This window comes from Thalassotalea euphylliae (assembly GCF_003390395.1).
Taxonomy (GTDB): domain Bacteria; phylum Pseudomonadota; class Gammaproteobacteria; order Enterobacterales; family Alteromonadaceae; genus Thalassotalea_F; species Thalassotalea_F euphylliae_C.
The window spans coordinates 600,648-626,219 of the sequence record NZ_QUOV01000001.1 but is presented as its reverse complement, the minus strand read 5'-3'; the positions used below and the strand labels follow the sequence as shown (position 1 = coordinate 626,219).

Sequence of the window (25,572 nt, the reverse complement as noted above, 5' to 3'; positions counted from 1 at the left end):
GTTGCTTAGTGTTAGCCAATGTTCCCATTAAGGATAAAGAACAGCGCTGGTTATTAGCCCAACAAGCTAAAGTAAGCTCAAACTTCCGCCTTTGGTTACTTATTAAACGTTGACATCCATTCGTTACTTATATGTAATCATACAAGATGACAATAACCTGTACCCACCAAGTTCAACTTAACACTCATGTGCTAAGTTGAACCCATTTAGATAACGATGGCGACAGGAATAAACAACAGGTAAGCAAGACATGCATAATAAGCCAAGTAAATTCACCTATCTTCTGGCTGCGACGGCAGCCACCACACTGCTAGGTTGTTCGCCACAGCCGAAACTAACCGCGACCGACAATGGTTCGAATAACACAGTATCGACCACTGCACCGGCTGAGTCGAGCATTTCCTTTTCAGTCGCTAACCCAACAAAGCAAAATCGCAGTGAAGAGCTAGTCACCATAGCTAAAGCGCAACTATTAACGTTAGCGTCAGAAGTTAACCTAAACGCGGCAACCCTGTATCAAGGTGAGCAAGAAGTTGCTAGTCAAACGATTGATAATGATGGTGATGGGCAAGCAGATGCCCTGCTCTTTACCAGCCAGTTTGACGCCGAGCAAAATAAAACCTTTACCTTAAGTTATCAAGCTAAAGGACAAGTGACACATCAATACCCGTCGCGCGCGCATGCTGAGTTATCGATTAATCAAGGTGGTATTCGCGGCGCCGATGGCAAGTTGCAAGGTGGTGAATTTATTCCTGTTAAGTTTCAACAGATCCCAGAAAATCATATCCCCGGTGACTTTCAATTTCGTTATGAAGGGCCAGGCTGGGAGTCAGATAAAATTGCCTATCGCCTCTACTTTGACGAGCGAAACGTTAACGATATTTTCGGTAAAAGAGTGCCTGATATAGTCTTGCCGGAAGTGGGTCATATCGGCGTTAGCTACCATGAACCAGCGCCGTGGGGCATGGATATATTAAAGGTTGGCCCCTCATTAGGAATCGGCGGTTTAGGTATGTTGGTAAATGGCAAGTTAAGCCGGGTTGCCACCGCCAGCGATATGAGTGTCAACATTATTGAGCAGGGACCAATCCGCGCTCATTTACAGGTAAAGCATACTGACTGGGCAATCGCCGAGCAAAAATTTCAGTTAACTAGTGATCTAACCCTAAGCGCGGGCTCGCGTTTGACTCACAACCAATTAACCATAGATGGCTCGCCAGATAATTTAGTGACAGGTATTGTTAAACACCAACCGAGTGAATTAATCACCTCTGACACTAGTCTAGGAGACTGGGCTTACATAGCAACCTTTGGCAAACAAAGTTATGTCGGCGATGAAATGGGCATGGCGATTTTCTATAAAAAATCGACATTACTTGAAGTCAGTGAAGATAGCCATAACCACTTAGTGGTGATGAAGCCAACACAAGGTAAGCTGGACTATTACTTTGCTGGTACTTGGGCGCAAGATGTCGACGGTATTGCCACTAAACAAGGCTTTGTGGACTATTTAGAGCAAACCTTAGCGGGACTAAATCAACCGCTTACCATTAATTTATAGGCGCGCGGTATGATGACTAAGGTAAACACTATGCTGCTAGTGGCACTAGCTCTGCTAGTCTCCAGCTATTCACAGGCAGACACACAAAAGCCCAATATTGTCATTATTTATGCCGATGACTTGGGAGTTGGTGATGTTAGCGCTTATCAAATGGGCAAGCTACAAACCCCAAATATTGATGAAATCGCCAATCAGGGGCTGAAATTCAATCAAGGCTATGCTACGGCCGCAACCTGCACTCCAAGTCGTTACTCCTTGTTGACTGGCCAATACCCGTGGCGTAAAAACGCTAAGATCTTGCCCGGTGATGCGCCATTACTGATTGATCCGGCACAAGAGACGCTCCCTAAAATGCTCAAGCGTGCTGGCTATCGCACCGGCATTGTTGGTAAATGGCATCTAGGCCTTGGCCATGGTCAGGTTGATTGGAACCAAACCATAGCACTTGGACCAAACCAAGTGGGTTTTGATTACTCTTATATAATGGCGGCGACGAATGATAGAGTGCCAAATGTCTATTTAGAAAATGGTGCGGTTATTGGCCTTGAGCCAGACGATCCTTTATATGTTAGCTACCAAAAGAACTTTGCAAACCAGCCAACTGGTCTCGACAACCCAGAGTTAATGACCAAGATGAAGTTTAGCAACGGTCACTTCCATAGTATTAACAATGGCATACCGCGTATTGGCTATCAAACAGGAGGGAAAAAGGCACAGTGGCGAGATGAAGATATGTCAGATCTATTCTTGGCAAAAGCAACAGAGTTTATCGATGCCCAAGTAGTACCAACTGTGACCCTAAAAAACCAAAACCAACCATTTTTTCTATTCTACAGCTTACATCAGCCTCATGTGCCACGAGTGCCGCATCAGCGATTTGCCGGCAGTTCAGGGCTAGGACCAAGGGGTGATGCGATTTTAGAAGCAGATTGGGCGATTGGTCGGTTAATCAAACACTTAGCTCAACAAGGCTTAGCGCGCAATACACTCGTAATTTTCTCATCTGATAACGGCCCAGTTCTAGATGATGGTTATCAAGATCAGGCGGTTAGCAAAAACGGCGAGCATACTCCTTGGGGTATCTACCGTGGTGGCAAATATAGCTTATTTGATGCTGGCGCGCATGTGCCACTGCTTGCCAGCTGGCCGGGGACAATCGAAGCCAATAGCGAATCAGAGCAGCTATTTTCTCAGCTCGATTTGTTAGCGTCTTTATCAGCTCTTACTCAGCAGCCAGTTAGCAATAACGATACGCTCGATAGCGAAAACCACCTATCAACGCTGTTAGGTAAGTCAGCTAAGGGGAGAAAAGCGTTAGTTGTGCAAGCATTGGGCGGGCGAACTGCCTATCGCGAGCAAAGCTGGTTATTTATTCCTGCCTATTGGGGTGATGAGAAACTGGCAAAAGAAGATATCGAAACCGGTGCCTGTTCTTGCTATCAGCTTTATGATCTCGCTAATGACCCCGGGCAACAAACCAATTTAGCGGATAAATACCCAGAAAAAACAAAGGCGATGAAAGCTGCCTATATGCGAATTATGGCAACCGCCAACTTAAAAGCGAGTGAGTAATCCTTTTGAGTTCGTTTAGTTGTTGATTTCATGACGCTCTCCAATTCATTGATTGAAAAGTGTCAACCTTATTTAGGACGGGTCATACCAACAAAAAAGGGCGTAAAAAACGCCCTTTTTTGTTTTATCAGCTAGCAGTGCTAAGGTCTGCTAAGGATTATACGGCCACTCTAGTGCGCGCACTTCACCTGTTTGCATATTGTATTGAATCACTGGCAAGCGAGAACCGTCTTGACCACTAAATCCACCACTTAGAAATCCGCCAGTATAGACAAAATGACAAAAGACATCAGTGGTTTCATTTAATAGTGCTAGCTGACCAGCATTGCTCGACCACTGTGCATTATTACTGTTAACACTAGACGACCACCCGTGATTAGCGGTAATAAAACTCGGTATTGGTTGATCGTCAATCACATCTTGCCAAATAATCCGACAATCACCTTCGAACGCTGATGTAATATCATTCCCACCGGCAGGAAAGCCAGTAGCCGAAGGTACGCTAGTAACACCAGCAAAAGCTTGGTCAGGTTGTCCTTTTGCCTGCCAACTTAGGTGGTAAAGGTTAACTCCTGAACGAAATGCGCCGACAAAACCATTGAACACAGCGCGCTCTGCATCTTGATTTAAATTGATAAAGCGAGGTAAGGCTACCGCGGCTAAGATACCAAGAATAACAATAACGACCACTAATTCAATTAATGTAAAACCCTGATTTTTCTTTTGCACTGCCATGACTAAATTTTGGTTAGATTACGACTAATATTGGCTGCAATTATCAAAGTTATATCTGTCGATGTAAAGTAAAATAATTGTTAAACACTATATAAATCATATGTTTTAGCACCACTTCTGAAAGCATATTAGCCAACATTACTCAATCAACCACTTAACTAAATATTTGCTCTTATCAAACGAGTTACTTGTGACAAAACTCTCGGCATATCACAATAAATAGAATGCATCTTAAGGTGATAAAAAGCGTGATAAAAAGCGCAATAAAAAACCAGCCCGTTGGCTGGTTTTTTTACTACGTCAGTTTTCTGCTGCTTCGCAAAATTTATCGCGATATTAACCACGATACCAAAACTTTCGGTTTAGAAGTGGAAAGTAACTGATGCGCCCCAGTATCGCTGTGAATCTTTACCGATAACACCTCGTAAGCCACCACCCACTTGATTAGAGCGTGTAACTAATCGAGTGTAGTATTCTTCATCGGTTAAGTTCTTAACGAATAGGTTAACGTTGTAATCGTACTCACCAATTGTTCCTTCGGTACCCACGTATAGGTCTAGTAAGCCAAAAGATGGATGAATAGTGTCTGGGTTATGGTCGAAACGGTATTGAATTTCATCTTTCCAACGATAACCTAGACGAACATGTGACTCCTGCCCCATAAAGTCAAAGTCATAACGAACATCAATACGGAACTGATGCTCTGGTGCTTGAGCTAATTCACGACCTTCAAGAATCAATACTTCTAGAGCGCCGTCATTCACAAACATACATTCGTCTGTACCCTTTAGCCCAGCAGGACAGTTCTGGAAGAATCCATCAAATTCATCATACGTCGCATCAATAAATGCATAAGTACCATCTAGGGTGATGTTTTCAGATAAAATCGCTTTCCACTCAACTTCTAAACCTTGAGATATCACCTTACCCGCATTAACGAATAGTGGGCGACCAACTGTACCATCTTCTGCTTCTTCATCTTCATCTTCAACGCGCACGCGCTCTTGGAAGTCCTCGTATTCAGTGCGGAACACAGTAACATTCAAGCGTAAATCATTGTCAAACCAATCTGAGCGCATCCCTAGTTCAACCGACTTCGACTTTTCAGGTTTAACTGGGTTTAGTTCATCATTTGCAATATCTGCTGGTGCATTTGAGATCGCATTATACCAACCGACACCTTTGTAACCTGTACCGTATGAGCCGTAAAACATTAGATCTTTATTTACGCGATATTGCGCACCTAAGCGGTAAATAAATTCTGTATCATTGCTGTCTGCTTCATGAGTAAAACCCAGTGCTTCTTGATCTGCAGCATTCAAAGTTCGGCCATTTAATTGCTTTAATAAAGCACGAGTCGCGTTACGACCACCTTCATAATAAAGCTCCGAATCTTCATCTAAGTAGCGAGCACCAACAAAAGCGGTTAACGCTTCAGAAAGGTGGAAATCAAACTGACCAAATACTGCCTTATTGGTTGATTCCACGGTAGTACGATATTGAGCAATTTGGTTGTAAAGCCCGCCACCTGTGGCGATACCACCGGTTTCTTGCCAACCATTGCGACACGCTAGCAAGTTGCCATCAACATCAAAGTCGGTCGGGTTGCCGTCATTGGCTTCATTACCTGGTTCCCAGTTTTCTAAACTCCAGAAAGTATCCCGTGCGGTTTGGTTACAGAACGCTTCCTTGGCCTCACGAGATTGATCAACGTTTTGATAAAATAGACCAGCAACAAACGACACTTTCTCATTGTCTGCCGAAATTCTTAACTCATGTTGGCGTGATTGGAAGGCGTTTTCACCACCAAAGTAGAATTCGGTATTATCTAACGTTGCACCACCAAATTCAGTATTGTTAAACAAACTCCAGTCGCGATAATGGCCAGTATAAGTCAATAAGTAATCACCAAAATCGTAGTTTGCTTCAACGGAGAACCCTGTGTTTTCAATGTCGCTAATTTGGTCATCGCTCATATAGGTGGCAAACTCACCCCAGCCAGTATTATTCTGAACAAAGTCGCGTATCGCTGGGTGGTTTAAGTGAGCATTAAATTGGCGTGTTGGGTCGGTTTCAATAATGGTTGAGCCACAACAATTACTGCTACTCTCTTTGTATTCTGCACGCACAAGCAAGTCGAAAATATCACTTGGCTTATATAAGGCTTGCAATCGTGCACCTTGACTATCACGGGCACCAATATCATCTTGACCAGGTTTGAGGTTTTCCATAAAACCATCAGTGTCGCTATAAAGCAGGTTTAAGCGCAGCGCAACATCGTCAGTCACACCAAAGTTTGTCGTCAACTGTGTTTGCTTTAGGCTATACTCGTCAGTAGCAAACTTTACCTTTCCGTAGTTTTCACCCAGCTCTGGGCGCTTTGAAATGTAATGAACAATACCTGATGACGTATTCTTACCAAACAACGTACCTTGTGGGCCGCGCAGAACCTCCACTCGCTCAGTATCCATTAAGTCGCCATTTAGCGCAGAAGAGCGCGGCAGTACTTCGCCATCAATCATCATAGTCGTACTTGGTTCAATGCCCATATTGTTTTGGCTTGAACCAACACCGCGAATGCTAATCGATGTAGTACGCGTTTCAGCACCTTGGTCTAACGTAATACCAGGTGCCAGCGAAACAATATCCGCAAACGTTGAAAGCTCTGAATTGGCAATGAAATCGCCACTAATCGCAGAAACCGATACTGGAACGTCTTGAATGTTTTGAACGCGTTTTTGCGCGGTAACTTCAATAACTTCAATTTCTTTATCGTCCTCAGCAAACGCAGTAAGCGACACGCTGGCGACAGCCGCACCTAATAGGTGGGTAGCAATAGCTTTGCTGATCAGTGATCTTTGGTAATTCATACTTATCCCCTACTTATTATTTTTTCATTAACTTGGTTGGATACGCCAGTTAATGATAAAGCTCGTTTGTTTTAGTGTTGTTTACAGCTTATATGATAACAATACTACCTGACCAGAATATAAGCAAATGCTTTTTTGATTATTTTTCGTTCGACACAAAATCAATAAAAATCAGATAGATAGTTACAAATATGTGAGTAGGTTGATTTGGAAGATAAAAAAAGCCCAGTAATATTATTACTGGGCAACTTGGAAGGGGCACTCTGCTGGTGCCTACTATTCAGGAGCTAGTTGAGTATTTATCGGGTGTAAAATAGTGGAGACCTATCTCGCCATAGCTAAGTTAGCTAATTTGCCAACTTATAAAGTTCAACACCCGTTAACAGAAAACCGCCAACACCATATATTTGTGTGTCATCTGCAGAAACAGTATCTGGTGCATGACCAATCTGCTGTACCCAGCCTAATTTGCCATCCGGCTGTACTGCATTAACTAAGCCTGACCACGCCTTTTGCACTGTTGGCAAGTAAGTTTGCTTATCCAGCAATCCCTGATTGATGCCTGACGCATACGCATAAGCAATTAATGCCGTGCCACTGGTTTCTTTATATGGCTGTGACTTAGGTGCCAACACCGAAGGTCGCCATAAGCCATCGCCTTGCTGAGCGGTGACTAAGCGTGCCATGACTTTTTTGAAAATATCTTCATAGTCAGCTCGTTGTGGATGTTCTGCTGGAACATTTTCTAAAATACGCGCTAAGCCAGCAACGACCCAGCCAACACCGCGGGCCCAGATAATCTTTTCACCATTGGCTTCTCGGCGGTCAAAGAAACGGGTATCACGGAAAAATAAGTGGTCTTCTTTGTCCCATAGCAAATTTGCCGTTTCCCAGAATTCTTTATTGGCAAAATCAAAGTACTTTTGTTCGCCTGTTACCTTAGCTAGGTGCATCCATACAGGTGGGCCCATAAACAACGCATCTGCCCAGCACCAGCGACTCTTACAAGGTACGATACTAAACTGTCGGCCTTCAAATTCATCAAACGGCAGCTCGTTGTTATCTTGATCTGCCTTGGGGTCAACCTTAATTTTCTTGAAGTACAAATCTGTGGTCGACGGCGATAACAAAATAATGTCGAAAATGGTTTTTAGTGGTTCAAGTACACTAGGGTCTTGGTATTGATCGTATAAGTCGAGATACAGCTGACCTATCGCATAGTCATCAGCATTGTAAATACGAGGCGCAAATAGGTATTGGTTGCGTTTGGCAATGTCTGCCAATTGCTTGAAGTAGCTTTCATCGCCCTGCTCTGCCGCTAATTTTGCCCACTTCGCCATGCCAACATGAAACGCTGCATACACCCAGCCTTGCGGATGACTATCAGCTTGATCTGCCGACATAAAAGCGCCTTCCTCATAACCTTCAAACAGATTTGTTTGCTGATTAAACTTACTCATCTGCCAGTCAGACACATATTTCATAGTTTGGTAAACGGCTGCTTTACTTAGCTCATCAGATACTGGGCTAGCCGCCTGGCTGCTCGCTTGCACCGCACTAGGCTGCTCACTGCAAGCACTAAATGCCAGCACTGCAGCACTAATTGCCCCCAAATAAAGTCCGGAAAGTTTTTTCTTATTTATCAGCGTCATTGCATCTATTCCTGTGAATACACTTTATCTATGCTTGAACTTAGTGAATGATTCACCCAGCAAGTTGTATGTTTTCATATAAGCATACATTAAAGAGAACCTCAAGAATAAACTTGTCGAAAAGTTAAATAGTTTTTGTTGAAAAAGCAGGCACAAACGAAACTAGGCTAGCAAGTGTAAGTATTGCTTGCAAATACCAAACTTAGTTATATGATATCTTACAAGAGAGAGCGTTCATTATTGAATGAACCGCCACTAAGTACTGACGAGCAATAGCTGAATTAAGGAAGAACAAATGAAACTGTCCGCATATCCACAATTGTTTATCTTCGCTATTGTCCTATTGCTGATATCAACAAGCCATACAACACAAGCCGAGCAGACAACTCAATTACTGTCGTTTGAGCAGACCATCGACTTGCAACAGATTAACGCCACCAATAGTCAGCTTACGATTACTAACCAGCAAGCAAAATTCGGCCAACACTCGCTAAAGTGGCAGTTTAGCGCAGGCGGTGAATTAACGTTAAATCAGCATATAGGCTTTAAGACGTTTAACCCAAACGCTAAAAAGCAAGCACGCCATACCTTTATGACATGGCTGTACAATGAAACACCAATCAAAGATAAGCTAACTTTTCAATTTGCTGAGAACCAGCAGGTGGCGGCCAGTTTTGATGTTAACCTTGACTTCCAAGGCTGGCGAGCGGTAGCAGTCCCCTTTGAGACAGATATGCAGGGGCAACCACATGAGGCGATGAACCAGCTCATTGTTAAGGCCCCAGCTGCTCTTTCTCACAACATCACGACTACCATTTACTTCGATTTAATGGCGCTAAGCATTCCTGTTGACCCTCGTTGGCCAACACCAGACTTTCAAGTTCCGCATGTTAATAAAGCGATCATGGCAAGGGCCAATGCACATTGGGGTGCACTGCTGACCTATGACGAATGGCAACAGCAGTACGAACAATTACCGCATGCAGCGCCTACCTCTGTAGAGCTAAGCGCTATCGCACAAATTACCGCCCGCATCGATCAAGATATTCTCAATAGCTTTAACAGTTCACTCAACAAGAACGGTAAAGTGAAAGAGCGCGCTAAACACAAAACCCGTAAGGCGTTGAGAAGCCAACAACAAAACTTAGTTTCAGGCAAGTACGCAGAAAATACTCTCAATCGAGGCGAAGAACGCTACTTCACCGACAATGGCCAATTAAAGCCAATACAAATGGGGCGTCAATTAGAGGTTTACCAAAAAGCGCCGGTAAATAAGCAACAGTGGCAGTCACTAAATAAAGAAACGGTAAAATTTAGACAAGTCGCTAGGCATCTCCTTCAACTCGCTAGAGCGTATCGACTAACTAAACCTGCACATATGAAAGCGAAAGTAAAAAAACAATTTACGAGTCTGGTTGCTCATATGTATCAGCAAGGTTATGTGCGCGGTAGTGCGGTCGGTATAATGCACCACCAGGGCTACTCAATGCGTGAATGGTCAAAGGCGCTGTTTCTTGGCCGTGAAATGCTTAACCCTGAACTTTTAAAAGACAGCCAGCAAGCCATTGCTTGGCTAACTGGCCTAGGCCGAATCTTCCGCCCTGAGCAAGAAAACAATGGCTTTAATGTCGATGTCATGAATACCTTTTTACCCGGTATGGTAATGTCAATCGTAATGCAAACTGAGCAAGATCTACAGGTTGCTTATTTACGCGCGCTGTCGCAATGGATGTCCTACTCTATGCTGGCAATAAAAGGGCTCAGCGGCGGCATTCAGCCAGATGGCTCTTTTTACCATCACGCCCAGCATTATGTCGCTTATGGCAATGGTGGCCTCAATGGCCTAACCCCAGTGGTGTACTATCTTAGCCATACACCATTTGCACTGTCAGATGATGCTTACCAGAGGTTGCGCCACGGTGTGATGATGACACGCCTTTTCTCTAATGGTTTAAAGGCGCCGATAAGTTTAGCTGGACGGCACCCTGAAAAATACGAAGAGATCACACTAGCCCCGTTTAAGTACCTTACTTTAATGGGGGATAAAAAAGTCGCTAGTGCTTACTTACGTTTAGCCAACATCGATACCAATAAACTCAAAGACAGAGCTATTTCAATAACCCCAGAAGCAACACCCAATGGCGCTTGGGTCATGAACTACTCTGGCTTAGCCATACAACGACGTAACGACTGGCTCGCCACCGCTCGTGGCTTTAGCCGCTACTTGGTAGGTAATGAAAGCTATGCCGACGCTAACCATTTTGGCCGCTATATGAATTATGGTCATGTCGAAATTCTGCCATCAGCAACTCAAGACGGCGCTTATCAAGAAGCGGGTTGGAACTGGAACCGCTGGCCCGGAACCACTACAGTGCATTTACCGTTAGATTTACTGGCCGCGAATATTTATCAAGTAGATCAATACTCGGGTGTTGAAGAGATGTTACTGTCAACGCAAAGTTATGCGGGGGCGAATCAGCTTGATCAGCAAAATGCCATGTTCGCCATGAAGTTAGAGGGGCATGCGAAATACAATGATGATTTAACCGCAAATAAATCCGTCTTCTTTTTCGATAATCGCATGGTGGCGCTAGGCTCCAATATCAGCAATTCAAATAGCCAATATCCAACGGAAACCACCCTGTTCCAGCAAAGTATTAGTGAAAACCAACCAAGCTTTATTGGCACAAAGGCGATCACTGGTAACAACACGAAAAAGCGCACACAACTCAATGCCGATAGCTTCTATCTAGATACTTTAAATAACGCTTACTTTATCCCTAAAGACCAAACTGTATTATTTGCCCGCCAGCATCAGCAGTCACTGGAAAATGAGCGCAAACAGCCAACCGAAGGGGACTTTGCCAGCCTAGTGTTAAGCCACGGTAAAGCGCCACAAAATGCCAGTTATCAGTACGCCGTATTAATTGGCAGTACGCCGACAGAAGCACAAAACTTTCATCAGCAGCTAGACAGTAAAACACCACCATATCAGGTATTACAGCAAGATAAGTATGCTCATATCGTTCACGATAAGGCGACGGATATTACTGGCTATGCGTTATTTAGCAGCAACCAGCAATTGGCTGATAGCTTAATTGCCGCCAACGACACCCCAATTATGGTTATGGCGCAAGTCAAGACCTCAGCTGCTTCGCCAGCTAAACAGGGCGAGCAGGCCTCGGTGCTAAAACTCGCGGTTACCGATCCCGACTTAAACTTGTACCAAGGGGTTGATGCCAATCAAGTAGGAGCTGATGGTAAACAAAAAGAAGTCAGTATTTATTCCACCAAGTGGCGACATAACCAGCCACAAGCCAAAACCATCCAGCTGACTCTAAATGGGCTATGGCAAGGCCAAGGGCAACATTACCAAGTGCTTAGCCATGACAATAATCAAACGGTACTGGCGGTTACCTCGATTGCGGGTACGCCAGTGCAAATTCAGCTAACCCAAATTTAGCCAACATAGAGATTTAGCAAGCTAAGTTTAAAGGACAAAGAGAAGGTAAGGTGATGGTTTCCCGACGACAGTTTTTGCAATTAACCGGATTATCGCCGCTACTTGCTACCGCAAGTTGCAGTAAGCCCACACCAGAGCAAACAGTCGCTGGCTCATCAGTTAATCCAACCGTTAATAAACCCAATGTACTGTTTATTTGTATTGACGATCTTAATGATTGGATTGGCAGCTTACGGGGGCATCCGCAAGCGAAAACCCCAAATATCGATCGCTTAATGAGTTCCGGCGTTAACTTTACCAACGCCCACTGCTCTGCCCCAATTTGCTCGGCCTCGCGCAATTCGCTACTCACTGGTTTAAAACCCAGTACCACTGGCTGGTATACCAATGCTAAATTTGAGCATTCAGTCGATGATATTTTAAAAGATATTCCGACCTTGCCAGAGCACTTTAAAAATAATGGCTATAAAACCATGGCAGGCGGCAAAGTATTTCATACCGGGGTTTCAGATTACCGTCACCACCAATGGCATGAAACCTTACCTGAATATGTGATCACCAATGAGTATTTGTTAGGCCGCGGCTATGGTTATGGCCGCTATGGCAACAAAGATCACAAGTATTACCCCTTCCCTAAAGATGGCGGTCAAATTGTCCAAACCTTAGGGCCAGATACCCGTGGTAAGTCGCTATGCTGGGGCGCGTTAGATCGTAAAGACATTCCTCACAATGGTGTGATGCCCGATGAATATATTGCCAACTGGGCAATAAAGCAGTTGCAGCAGACACATCAACAGCCGTTTTTCCTTGCAGCAGGTTTTATTCGGCCGCACTCGCCTTTTACCGCGCCAAAAGAATATTTTGATTTGTTCCCATTAGAACAAGTGCAAATGCCAGAAATTATTGACGATGAAATGGCAGATATTCCGCTGTATGGCAAAGCCATGGCACTGGGCATTATTGACGGTGGCGATCATGCAGCGGTTACGCAAGTCAGTGATAGCTTTTGGCGCGAACTGGTTAGAGCAAACCTCGCCTGTATTGCCTTTGTTGATGATCAAGTGGGTAAGTTGTTAGATGCGCTAGAAGCTGGGCCAAACAGCGCGAATACCTTAGTGATGCTGTGGTCAGATCATGGTCAAAACTTTGGTGAGCACAGAAATTGGCGAAAAATGACCTTATGGCAAGAGTCTACCCATGTGCCTTTTGTTATCCGCCTGCCCGGCCAAACGCAAGGCAAAGCTTGTCCACAAGCGGTTAGCCTATTAGATATTTATCCAACCTTAACCGCGCTGTGTCAGCTACCTGCAGTCGATACCAATGAAGGCTTATCATTAGCCAGTTTGTGTGCTGAACCGAGCTTGGAGCGTGCGCAACCGGCAGTCAGCACTTGGGGTTATAAAAACCATGCGGTGATCACAGAGACATGGCGCTATATTCAATATCGCGATGGCAGCGAAGAGCTTTACCACAATATTGATGACCCTAATCAGCACTACAATCTCGCTAACACGCCAGAGTACCAAGCGGTTAAAAATGCCCTGCAGATTTGGTTACCGAAGCACAACCAATTACCACCGGGGATGAGCGAGTTTACGGGCGACTTTTTAGAGCAACGAATTAATCAATGGCAGCAGGCAAATGGTGTGCCCGATTGGTTAAGTTGAAAGTGGTTAAGCTAATAGGCTCAATAACGTAAGTTTAACCGTAAAGAACAGACATAAAAAAACGATAGCTATTGCTATCGTTTTTTTTGTTTTACTGACAGTCTTTGCAGACAGCAATATTGGCACCTGTGAACCAGATGCCATCATGCCATTAGAACTCGTAACGAGCACCCAAGTAATAGGTACGGCCACCGTAACCAAGCTGCTGGAAGCGCTCAGGTACACCTGAGTAATCCACATCAGGCTCACCCGTCACATTTAGCGCACGTAACGATAGGGTTAGGTTGTCGTTAACGTTGTAGCTAGACGAGATATCTAACTGACCACGTGAATCACGCTGCTGCACACCTAAGAAGCCGCCTAAGCTGGCAAGGAACGAGCTGCGATAGTTGTAAGCGGCACGAATCGCGAAATCATCCGTTTCATAGTAACCAATAAAGTTGTAAGTATTCTTCGACAAGTTAATTGGCGGTAAGTCTTCACCTGTGATTGGATCTTGCTCACCAGAATCGGCTTCTAAATAAGTTGTATTGAATACCACACCAAAGCCATTTTCAAAGTTATGGGTGACACCAAACTCAATACCTTTGTAGGTATTACCTTCAGGTGAGTTGTAGGTTTGGCTGATATCAAACGTATTGCCAGCGCTATCCATACACACACCGGAGGCTTCACTTAGCGCGCCTGTCGCTAAATCAAAAGTGCTTGGACAAACAGAGCGTGTACCCACAGCATCAGTCACATCTTTATAGAAAACCGAGGTATAAACCGCATTACCATCGCCGTAGTAGTACTCTAGCGTCGCATCAAAAGCATCGGCTAATTGTGGCTCTAGGTTAGGGTTACCTTCAACAATCGTATAGTCAGTGGTACCTGCAGAAGGATCTTCCACTTGGCGTACCGTGCGATTAAAGTTACTAGCCGCCAATTTCGGACGAATCAGCACTTGCGAGGCGCTAAAGCGCGTTACCCAATCATCGTTAATATCTAACGAGAACGAGAAACTTGGCAAGGTATTGTTGTAGTCGCTATCAAAGTTTACGTCTTGATCACCTTGTACCACAGGTGCATTACTGGTTTGCTCGGTACGAATATGACGAACGCCAAGGTTCGCTCTAAATGGCATTTCACCAATTTCACCTTCAAAGTTCGCCATTGCATAAGCGGCATAGATATCACGTTCAGCAGAGAAGATATCACCTCTGAATTCCGTTTCCTGACGAGTCGCTCGCACTTCAGGTGTTAACACCATATCTAACAAACGTGGTAAATCGACAGTTAACCAATGTGCTGGCCAACCATTCGGGCGGTTACCACCTAAGAAGTTAGTGGCGGCATTTTGTGACACTTCGGTAAAGTCAGGCATCACCTGTGCCACCAGTGCAGCGTCATGAGTTACCCGAGTACGAGTACGCTCACTTTTCTCATTGCGGTATTTGACACCAAATTCAACCGAGCTCAAGATGCCGTTGTCGAACATGCGATCAACATCAATTTGAAAGGCATTTTCTTCCAGCTCAGTACCTTTTGGCTGGTTCGCCCCCAATGAAATTGAGTTAACTGCGTCAGGGCGGGCATTGGCTGACCAAGTATTCGGATCGTTCACCGCCTGCGAAGAAACAAAGCTTAAATCATTAGTATCACCCGCACCCGATGAAGTCATATCAGCCGCTAAGTGATCGACATTGAAATTAAAGATAAAGAACTGGTTATTCTGGAAAGATTCACCTTTAGAGCTATGCAGGGCACTGCTTACCGTCCAAGTACCGTCTGTCCATTCCATATCTGCGGTATAAGCATAGGTTTTCATATCGTCGGTACGATAAACCGGTAGGTTCCAAAGTTGTACATTGTCAGCTTCAGTGGCAAAGATGGTATCTTTAGCGCCATCAACACTGGCTGGTTCAACCTTAGAATCAACAATGTTGTCGCCGGTATTAAAGTCTGGGCGTAGGTTGGCAATTGAGTTCACACCAACGTTTTCAGCTTTAATGCCCTTAAGGCCAAGGGTAAGCTGATCATTCACTTTATAATCAAGCGCTAAGTTAAAGGTTAATCCATCCGCTTCGTAGCGCTCAATACGCGAACGTGTTTTACTCAAGCGCACGGCATTGTCTTCGCCATCACCGTTGGTATCAACCAAGCGTGGGCTTTGGATCCAAATCGCATCAAAGCGCGTGTTAACGTCTTCGGAAACGACGTTGAACAAGACACCTAGCTTGTCATCGAGAAACTTATCCGCGAATGTCGCGCTTAACCGCGGATCCACTTCTTTGTCTAAATCGCCATAAATACCATCAACAGAGATAATTACGCGGCGCTCATCAAAATCTAATGCTGACGCGGTTTCAATATTCACCACACCAGCTAAACCACCTTCATCTAAATCAGCTGTTGGCGATTTATAAACATTTATACTTGATGCCACTTCCGATTCGACAAAGCCAAAATTAAAGCCGTCAAAGCCTGCCGCCGCGAAAGTTTGGCCATTAACAGTAGTACGCGCTAAACGCGGGTCTAAACCACGTACCGCGATTTGACCACCACGACCTTGCGAGCGGGTAATTTGCACACCGGGAATACGCTGAATCGCTTCGGCAATATTATCGTTCGGTAATTTACCAATATCATCAGCCGAAATACCGTCAACAATCTTAATGTCGGCACGCTTAACATTGAGTGCGTTAATGATTGAACTGCGAATCCCTCTAACTTCAATCACTTCCGTTTCCTCGGCGCTTTGGCCAGACTCTTGGGCAAACACAGGCACACTAGCAAAAGCGCTTAGTATTGATGCTGCCAATAAGTTCTTTTTATATTCCATACCCTACCTTTATTATTGTTATATGTGCTTGCCACATTACAACTAATCCATTGATAACAAATGAAGTTATAATAGCTAACGCAAACCAAGTTGTATGATAACAATATCACCAGAACAAAAAACAAGCAATTTTTAATTCGCACTAAGGCGCGGCTAAAGTAGATGGCATAAAATAAGTAAATTTTTTTATATATTTATAAGAAATTCACAACAACCACTAAATAACTGGTTTTTAAATAATTTATAAGAAACTCACATGTTCATTTCGAGCATCCAGTATCTGAATGAAGCGTCACAAGTTTGATCATTCCTCAATCCTAGTATAACTTGTGATCTAATCAGTTATCTTATAACTGGTACTAAGGAGCAGTAAACAACAGGAACACCACACATATAACGACAACTAAGAGTTAGCCATGAAAAGAATTCAAAAAACAAAAGTGGCAACAGTGATCTCACTGCTACTGCTAACCCCATCCATCAGTTATGCCGACATTCTTGCCAATGAAGTAGTGCAACTGCCGCTAGATGAAAACACAGGCTTACAAGCGACTGACACGAGTGGCAATAGTAATGATGCCACACTGCAAGGCAACGCAACTTGGTTTGCGGGAAAAAATGGTAGTGCACTATTATTCGATGGTGACGATAGTCATGCAGATCTAGCCAATGACCCTAATGGCCAACTATACAATTTACATAAACAAGATCATTCGATTGCCGCTTGGGTTAAGCCAACCGCTACCCTCGCTCATCGCAGTGGTATTATTACCCGTTGGGGCGTGCATCAAGGATTATTTTACAACGCTGATCAAACCTTCACCTTTAAACATAGAATTGGTAGTAAGACGCTAAATTTAAATTCTAGCCAAGCTTATCCGGCAGGTGAGTTCTACCATATCCTAGTCACAATTGACGGTACCAATGGCGAGTTAACGCTATACATTAACGGTCAAGAAGACAGCAAGTTAACTTACGCACCAGCTCAATCAACACAGAACTTTTTCCGACCATGGCGTTTAGGCGTAAAAGATCCCAACGCCAGCAGTCCAGCCGCACGTGAAAACTTTGCTGGCTTAATAGATGAAGTTTATTTTTACGATGACGTCCTAAGCTCGACAGAAGCCAATGAATTATGGCGACAATTGGGCGAGTTAAAGCCCCTAGTCTACTTAAAGCTCAATGACAATACAGGTTTAACCGCGACAGACAGTTCAGGCAATGACAACCACGCCGACTTATATGATGCCACATGGGTGTCGGGACGTAACGATGCAGGCTTAAGCTTTGACGGTGTTAATAGCTATGTTGATATCAATAATGTTGATAACTCAGCGCTTGACCTACTCCATGAAGACAACTACACCATCTCAGCTTGGGTACAGCCAACTGCAGCTTTGGGACACCGCAGCGGTGTGATCACTCGCTGGGGAGTTCACCAAGGACTATTTTACAACGCAGATAAAACCTTCAACTTTAAGCATCGAACCGCGACGGGTACAAAACAAGTCACCACAAATGAAAGTTTTGAGCCGGGACAGTTCTACCACATTACCGTTGCGGTTAATGGTAATGAAGGAAACTTAAGCATCTATGTCAACGGTCGTTTGGCAGGCAGCCGCGACTATGAACCTGGCGATCATTCTACCCAAGGCTTTTTCCGACCATGGCGCTTAGGGGTTAAGAATATTGATGCCAGCACGCCAGCAGCGCGCGAGAACTTTGCTGGTGTACTTGACGAAGTACAGTTTTTCCAAGGCGCAGCATCAAGCACCGAAGCTCTTGGCCTCTGGCAAAAACAGCTAGAGTACTGCACCTTAGGCGATGAAGCCGGCACTGGCACGGGCAATTCAACAGCGCTGCTGAGCAATAATGACTTTGTTTCATTTGAGCAAAATGATGTGCCTTATGAATGGCAAATTAACAAAGGAAAATTGGCAATAAATTCTGAGCGCGCCAAGCATGGCAGCAGTGCTCTGGAGTGGCATTGGGTTGCTGGTGACAGTATTGATGTTAGCGATATTCAAAACCAAGGTTTAGACCCTTACGCTATTGATCGCACTAACTTCTATCAATCCACTTTCCGCCTTTGGCTATACAATGAAACACCACTTGAAAACGATACGATGCGCATCGAATTTTATGATGCAAATGACGAGCTACAATACTTTTATCCAATCAATTTAAACTTCACTGGTTGGCGTCCAGCAAGCGTAAAATATCGTACTGATATGTCAGGCAACAAAAATAGCCAAGATCTAACCACCATGAAGATCAAGGCACCTGCATCAACTTGTCGCGGTAAATTACTTATCGATTTAGTCGATTTCACTGCCCCTAAAACCTTAATTCAAGGGGGCGACTATCAAGTACCAATGGCAACAACAGGGTACAGAAATCATTGGACCGATATGCTGGTGTATGAAACTTATCCGAAAGGGCCTAGCGTCACCGCCAGCGATGCTCAAATTGCAGAATCAGTGCAAATGAAAGCCACCTACCGCGAGAAAGCGCTAGAGTCTGAACGTAGTCGAACATCCGGTATTACCTCGTTAGCCGATGCAATTGCTAAGTATGACGAGCTTGGCATTGTTGTTGATGGCGACAAAGTCACTGCACAAGTACCTTTATTTGGGCCTCGCCATATCCACAAAGACTTTGGTATAAAAAGTGACGTGGTCGACAGCTACATCATGGTATTTGCTCGAGAATATCTAGATAACAACGACGAGCTCAGCAAAGAGTACTTCCTCAACCTTGTTCGCTATATGTTAGATCAAGGTTTCGCGGCAGGCTCTATGCTCGAAAACATGAGCCATATTGGTTACCACGCGCGCGGTATTAACAATGCTATTTTACTAATGGAAACACCGCTAAAAGAAGCTGGTTTGTGGCAGCAAGCTTTTGATGCGGTTGCTTGGTATAACACCTTAGAGCAAATATGGCAGCCAGTGTCCGATAACGACAGCAACGTTGACCATGCGCGTACGCGCGTCGGCTTTATTCTGGGAGTTATCTTACATATTGATGATCCAGATAAACGTATCCAGTACCTCAACGGCTATAAACAGCACCTAGAAACTTGGTTAACCTATTACAGTCGCGGTCAGAACGGCTTTAAACCAGATTATTCAGGCTTCCATCACAATACGCATTACCCCGGCTATGTCTATGGCGCTATTAATTCAATCACCAAGGCGGTCGATAACATTGCCAGTTCTAGCTTTGCAATCAGCCAAGATAAGCTCGATTTTCTGATAAAAGTGGTAAAAAGCTACAATGTTCAGCATGCCAATCGAGACATGCCGATTTCATTATCTGGACGTAACCCATTCTCTGTGCCATCACTAGCAGGTAGCTTGCTTAACTTAGCCAATACCACTGGTGACACAAGCTTTTATCAAACTTACAATCGCTTATTCCTCGAAAATGAAACTACACAAGATGCAGGTAAAGAGCCTAACCCTTGGGGCTTCTGGCAGTTCAACTACCGACCTATGGGGGTTTATCGCGATGAAAACTGGGTAGCCAACTTTAAAGGCTTAAACAAGTACTTTTGGGGGAGCGAAATTTATAAAGATGCCAACCGTTTTGGTCGTTATCAAAGTTACGGCAGCATCATTCTGAACTACCAGCTACCTGACGATGAACACAGTGGCACAGTCACCGTAAAAGGTTCAACTGGCTATACTGAGGCTGGCTGGGATTGGAATAAAATACCAGGGACAACGACTAAGCACTTAGCGTGGGCAGATCTCGTCGCCGCCAAAGACCGACAAGATGAGTGGAACGATAAAGCATTTGCTGGTGCATTGCGTTTTGGCCAGCAAAATAATGCGTTATTGTATGTCGACCATGATATCGAAGGCCAGTGTGGCATATACGGCTTAGATTTCCAGCAACGTGCTGATTGGTCGCCAACTCACGATGGTAGCTTCACTTTTAAAAAATCAATGTTTGCCTGTGAAGGTATGATTATCGCGTTAGGCTCTGACATTAACAGTGATGACAGCCAGAACATCATTGCTACTAACCTATTCCAGCAAAGTTTGCTTGAAGCACCACAAAACTTAGTGGAAAACGGTGCGGATATCAGTGGCAATAACTACAGTAAAACACTGACAGCAGAGCGGAACTGGTTAATCGATATGTATGGCACAGGTTACTATGTGAAATATGGTGGCGACCTCGAAGTTAGAATTCAAAACCAAGGTTCACCTAGCCAAAAGTATAATGATATTAATAACCTAAGTTTTGGTGACTTTGCTTCTGCGTGGATTAATCACGGTGAAGCACCGCTCAATGGCAAATACGAATACGCTATTTTGCCAAATAGCAGCAAAATGGACATGTTCCGCTTTGCCATGGAAATGCAAATGCAGCTTTCATATCGAGTATTACAGCAAGACAGCGATGCGCATATCGTCAGCTTTGGACGCAGCACCAAAGAAGGTTACGTCATATTTAACCCAAGCAATAGCCTCGCAGGCCGCTATGTTGAGGGAAGTGATACCCCTGTGCTGGTCATGGCTGAGCAACAAGGTACACAAATGGCGCTCAGCTTGAGTAACCCAGATCACAACTTTACTGGTAAAGCTCCGCGCTGGGGCGATAATCAGCCAATGTCGGTCACGGTGACACTGAAGGGGAAATGGTCACTTAACCAGCCAGTGGCTGAGATCACTAGCTTTGGCATTGTCGGCGAAAATACTGAGTTCACCATTACCACAACTGATGGTAAAGCCTATGATCTAAGCCTTAGCCAAGTCGAGTAGTGTTGGCGCTATTCGCCAGAGCTTATTAAGCTTTTAATCAGGCTCAAAGTTAACGCCCGATAGTTTCATTAGTATCGGGCGTTTTTTATTTATTTCTATCACCTATATTCGCTCTTCGCAAAAACTTAGCTTATCCGCATAAAGCTGCCATGGTATATGTAACAGGCTAGACCGATAGCAGGTTTTGGTCGAGAGCAAGTTTGGCTAACGTTGATTGAAGTGTTAGCTGCCAGAGACAGATAGTATGTAATTATCAAGTATCATTGATAGGCATTTAGGTATGTTATTCAGCATCAATTAGGCCAATAATTAGTCCAGTAAATAACTCCAGTAAACTACTCCAGCAAATAACCCAATACACCTGACAGCCGCTACTTAAACCTTGCTTAAAATATGCTGATTTCCCAGTGATACGCTTAATGAGCATCAGCTCATTGTTTAAGTGAAATTTCTTGCGTATATACCGAAAATACTTATCTAAAAGCTCTTGTCTAGGCGCAAGGCGTTGTTTCAAATAAGACCAAAATAAAAAGACATATCACCATAAGCGATATGCCTTTTAAGAGAGAAGTGTTTTAGGCGCACGTAGCTGTTGTTAAATAACCATAGCGGCCAGTTGCTATTAAATTTGCGTCTATTAAGTTATTTTCAGCGCTTGATCGTTCTAAGCTATATTTGCGAACGGTGTTTTCGAACTAAAGCGAAACTCAGCAAGCCACTGACTAATAGCAAAATAGTATGTGGCAGCGGCACACTGGCAACTTGACTATCAAAACTAATTTGCCGTAAACCAAAAAAGCGATTAACGTTACCGCCACCATTAAAAAATTCGATTCGGCTGATACCTGAAAATGCCGAGAGATCAAAGCTCGCTAGACTAGCCGTAAGATCATTGCCGGTAGCAAGCTCTGTGAGATTTTCATCAAAAATACGCCACGTCATTAAACTTGCTTCTGGACCAAAGCCGTTAAAATCAAACATCAAGTTATCGACTAAGCCATTAAAGTCGACTCGTAAAATCGAGTTAGTGGGAAGCAAAAAAGGTTGCGACGAATTAAACAAATAGCCGGATCCTAACAAACTACTTTTAATAGGGTCGCCTGTAACACCCTCGCCAACTAGCGAAAAGCTGGTGTCCCCCACCGTGGCATAGTTGCCATCTGGCAGCGCATCAAAGTCAATAAGTGTGGCCTGTACTGAGAGCGGCAGTACCAAACATATCCCTAGCCACCAAGATTTACTTACTATATTTTTTATCATCATCGTTTCCTGCTTATCATGTTGTTACTATTGGTAGTTTGATTATCTACACTTTATTTTTATGACATCAGTTATCAGACAATAAGTCACCGATAAACGCTGGGTAACTGCATGACTAATACCAATTGAAATAAATACTTAATCATTCAGCGAGAATTAAAAGGCTCAGAGGCAAGGCATTGATTGCAGAGAATGGTTATTCCCTTGTCAAAATCAATAACGCTGCATATGAGACTTTTAAACTCGCCCTTCGGGAGCCTGTCAGCGTCGCGATAACTGCGCCAAATTGATGAGATGTAGAATAACTATATCAACAAAAATTTGGCTTGTTCTCCCACCGCTGACATCGCTCTGAATTGATCAATTATTTAATTCATTTGGTATAACTACATAAAAGCGATAAATTAAAATCTTTTATTAAAGCACGATCTAGTGTTGTGCCAACAAATTCTCGCTGCCTTGCGGCAGCTTCATTTCCTCATCTTTATCGGTGACGCGATTCACTGGCCACTGCACATCCATACTTTCCAACTCTTGTTTTAAGCGACTCGCAAGTTGCGCAAGTTTAACCGGATAACGCTCTGCTAAATTGTGCTGCTCGGTCAGATCGGTTGCCAGGTCATACAATAACCAAGTGCGGCTGTTGTACAGATAAATCACTTTCCAATCACCGAGTCGCATTGCACTGTGTGGCTCGTAGCCAGGACCATGCGGCCCCCATACATGCGGGTAGTGAAAAACAACGGGGCGCATCACTCGTTTATCGGTAGCTTGCCAAAATTGACGGGTATCCATGCCATCTAATGGGTAGCCTTGCGGTAAATGTTGTTTTGCATCGGCAACCGCAACTAAGGTCGGAAATAAATCTTCAATCATTACTTGCTGATACGACATTTTATTAACCGCGATTGGCAGCGCTTGTTGCATCGCAGCTTGTTGATCTGGCTTGGCCCAAGCAACAATGTAAGGTACGCGTGTTCCTCCTTCATAAGCAGAGCCTTTCCCTGAATGTAGTGGCCAGTTATGACTATTAAGCTCAGTGCCACGTGGCGTGGTTTGGCGGCTATGACCAGATAAACCACCATTATCTGAGGTAAACACCACTAAGGTATTTTCAGCGATACCTAACGCCTCTAAATGCGCAAGCACGCCACCTACACTGTCATCCATACCTTCTACTAATGACGCATAATTCTCTTCCACTACAGGGATATCGATATCTGTACCTTCATAGGTTTTATTTTGATAGTGCTTGACCAGACGCTGGTGTGCTTCAATCGGTGTATGGACCGCGTAGTAGGCCATATTTAAAAAGAAAGGTTTGCCTGTTTGCTGCGCTTTGGAAATCTCTTGCTTGGCTTTCTCAGTTAGTACATCAGTTAGATGCACTTTTTGTTGATGGTACTCTGCTAGGCCCGGCACCCCTTGAGGCAAACCTTCAGCCCCATCCATGCCATTACCAAAATTCTTCTCGCCCCAATAGGAGGCTGGCGCACCTGCGGCATGGCCGGCAATATTGACATCAAAGCCTAAATTTTTCGGCTCGGCCCCTCGAGTACCGTAAGCGCCAAAATGTGCTTTGCCGACATGAATCGTGTGATAACCTGCCTGTTGTAGTGTTTTCGCTAGCGTCACATCATTTGGCTGTAAGCCTTCGGTGCGCCAATCGCGAGGCGCGGCGTTTGGCCCCCAACTGCCTGAATGATCAATATCCGGTAATTTCGTCCAGTTACTGACATGGTGACGGGTCGGATTTTGCCCGGTCATTAATGACACGCGACTAGGTGAGCACACCGCATGCGAATAGGCTTGGGTAAACTTTACCCCTTTTGCCGCCAGCGCTTCCATATTGGGTGTTCGAAAATGCTGGTTCGCTGGCGTTGGCTGGGCAGTAAAAGCCAATGACGTATCTTGCCAGCCCATATCATCCACCAAAAACAGCACGATATTAGGTTGGCCACTTGCCTGTTTTTCTAGCTGAGAGCTTGGCTGTGATTGCTGGCCATCTGATGTTGTTGCCAATGCTTGCGCTTGGCTAGTTAGCAAGCCAATGGCGAGGCTGGCGAATACAGCACCTAATCTGCTGACAGTGAAACGCTTAGCGTGAGTAACTCTATGTGTTTTTATCATTATTATCCCATTCCTAACGCTAGTAATGCTTATCCGCTGCTCATTGACTCACTATTGTCAGCTAGCAACCAACTAGCCAATAATCGGCGTCGCATATAAAACCAAAGGTATGAATTCATCTTATCATACAAGATGAAAAATAACAGTGGCAAAAACCAAAAGGGTTTACACTGAGCCACTAAGTTTTCAAGACCAAGCTTTCACTACCAAGTATTCGCCAAAGCTAGCGCGAAAACTAAAGATATCAGTAAGTAACTTAGTCGGCTTCCACTAATTCAAGTCGAATACCAGCATCAATCAATGCTTGCTGATGCGCTTGTGATAACTTGCTATCGGTAATTAACACATCAATATCAGCGACATCACAAATAATATGTAGCCCTTGCTTACTAAACTTAGAGGAGTCAGCAACCGCAATAATTTCCACATTGGCTTGGCACATCACGCGATTTAAGTGGGCTTCTGGTTCAAAATGCGTGGTAATGCCAGTCGCGACATCAAAGCCATCAACACCGAGAAATAACTTATTAAAGCGATAACTGCTTAAGCTGGCTTCCGCTTGACGACCATAAAACGACAGAGATTTCTTTCTAAGTTGCCCGCCCGTTACCATCACTTCTGACGACGGATGCTTAGCTAACTCAGAGGCAATATTGAGGCCATTGGTCATCACCACTAAGTTTTCCTTGGCAAATAGTGCCTTGGCGACTTCCAAAGTGGTGGTACCGGAATCAATTATCAAGTTATCACCATGTTCAACAAACTGCGCAGCACGCTCCCCAATGGCCTCTTTAATGGCATGGTTTTGCTGCTTTTTCTCACCAATTGATAATTCTTGTGAAAGTGCTTTAGTGATCCGCTCACTGGCCACAGCACCGCCGTGCGAACGCACCAATAGCCCTTTCTTATCCAAATAATTGAGATCGGTGCGAATGGTAACAGTCGACACCGCAAATTGCGCAGCTAAGGCCGGTACTTCGACTCGGCCATCTGTTTGCAGCAGGCTTAAAATACTTTGTCTACGTTCTAGAGTTGACATTACAGCTCTCAGATATTGCTAACT

Annotated in this window: 12 protein-coding genes; 5 read left to right on the top strand and 7 right to left on the bottom strand. The window is 44.3% G+C overall.

Annotated features, from left to right (window positions below; genetic code table 11):
* Window positions 1-250 precede the first annotated feature (250 nt).
* Window positions 251-1,561 carry a DUF4861 domain-containing protein gene (locus DXX92_RS02715; RefSeq protein WP_115999026.1) on the top strand — a complete coding sequence of 437 codons (1,311 nt, stop codon included), beginning with the start codon at window positions 251-253 and terminating at the stop codon, window positions 1,559-1,561.
* A 9-nt stretch (window positions 1,562-1,570) separates the two neighbouring features.
* Window positions 1,571-3,133, top strand: a complete 1,563-nt coding sequence (locus tag DXX92_RS02710) for a sulfatase-like hydrolase/transferase (RefSeq protein WP_115999025.1) — start codon at window positions 1,571-1,573, stop codon at window positions 3,131-3,133.
* A 150-nt stretch (window positions 3,134-3,283) separates the two neighbouring features.
* On the opposite strand, the gene DXX92_RS19295 is transcribed toward DXX92_RS02710, so the two are convergent.
* The 3 genes from DXX92_RS19295 to DXX92_RS02695 all read right to left on the bottom strand — a co-directional run bounded on the left by DXX92_RS19295 (window position 3,284) and on the right by DXX92_RS02695 (window position 8,390).
* Entirely contained in the window at window positions 3,284-3,862 is a 579-nt protein-coding gene (locus DXX92_RS19295; RefSeq protein ID WP_428977326.1) for a type II secretion system protein, read from the bottom strand.
* Between the two features lie 368 nt (window positions 3,863-4,230).
* Window positions 4,231-6,738 (bottom strand): TonB-dependent receptor, encoded by a 2,508-nt coding sequence (locus DXX92_RS02700; RefSeq protein WP_115999023.1) that lies wholly within the window; start codon window positions 6,736-6,738, stop codon window positions 4,231-4,233.
* Between the two features lie 347 nt (window positions 6,739-7,085).
* Window positions 7,086-8,390, bottom strand: coding sequence for a glycoside hydrolase family 88/105 protein (locus DXX92_RS02695; protein WP_115999022.1), 1,305 nt, complete (start codon window positions 8,388-8,390; stop codon window positions 7,086-7,088).
* A gap of 295 nt (window positions 8,391-8,685) precedes the next feature.
* On the opposite strand from DXX92_RS02695, the gene DXX92_RS02690 reads away from it, so the two are divergent.
* A complete protein-coding gene (locus tag DXX92_RS02690) occupies window positions 8,686-11,853 on the top strand; it encodes a chondroitinase family polysaccharide lyase (RefSeq protein WP_115999021.1) in 3,168 nt (1,055 codons plus the stop codon).
* A 53-nt stretch (window positions 11,854-11,906) separates the two neighbouring features.
* Entirely contained in the window at window positions 11,907-13,520 is a 1,614-nt protein-coding gene (locus tag DXX92_RS02685) for a sulfatase (RefSeq protein ID WP_115999020.1), read from the top strand.
* A gap of 151 nt (window positions 13,521-13,671) precedes the next feature.
* On the opposite strand, the gene DXX92_RS02680 is transcribed toward DXX92_RS02685, so the two are convergent.
* Complete coding sequence (locus DXX92_RS02680) at window positions 13,672-16,344, bottom strand: TonB-dependent receptor (RefSeq protein ID WP_115999019.1); 2,673 nt, start codon at window positions 16,342-16,344, stop codon at window positions 13,672-13,674.
* 416 nt (window positions 16,345-16,760) lie between these two features.
* Between DXX92_RS02680 and DXX92_RS02675 the strand changes: the two genes are divergently transcribed.
* Window positions 16,761-21,119 carry a chondroitinase family polysaccharide lyase gene (locus DXX92_RS02675; RefSeq protein WP_115999018.1) on the top strand — a complete coding sequence of 1,453 codons (4,359 nt, stop codon included), beginning with the start codon at window positions 16,761-16,763 and terminating at the stop codon, window positions 21,117-21,119.
* 669 nt (window positions 21,120-21,788) lie between these two features.
* On the opposite strand, the gene DXX92_RS02670 is transcribed toward DXX92_RS02675, so the two are convergent.
* The 3 genes from DXX92_RS02670 to agaR all read right to left on the bottom strand — a co-directional run bounded on the left by DXX92_RS02670 (window position 21,789) and on the right by agaR (window position 25,548).
* The gene (locus DXX92_RS02670) at window positions 21,789-22,382 is read right to left on the bottom strand and encodes a hypothetical protein (protein ID WP_181901676.1); all 594 of its coding nucleotides are present in this window, start codon (window positions 22,380-22,382) and stop codon (window positions 21,789-21,791) included.
* A gap of 426 nt (window positions 22,383-22,808) precedes the next feature.
* On the bottom strand, window positions 22,809-24,509 hold the full coding sequence (locus tag DXX92_RS02665) for a sulfatase (RefSeq protein WP_115999016.1): 1,701 nt from the start codon (window positions 24,507-24,509) through the stop codon (window positions 22,809-22,811).
* 256 nt (window positions 24,510-24,765) lie between these two features.
* Complete coding sequence (gene agaR, locus DXX92_RS02660; protein ID WP_115999015.1) at window positions 24,766-25,548, bottom strand: transcriptional repressor AgaR; 783 nt, start codon at window positions 25,546-25,548, stop codon at window positions 24,766-24,768.
* Window positions 25,549-25,572 lie beyond the last annotated feature (24 nt).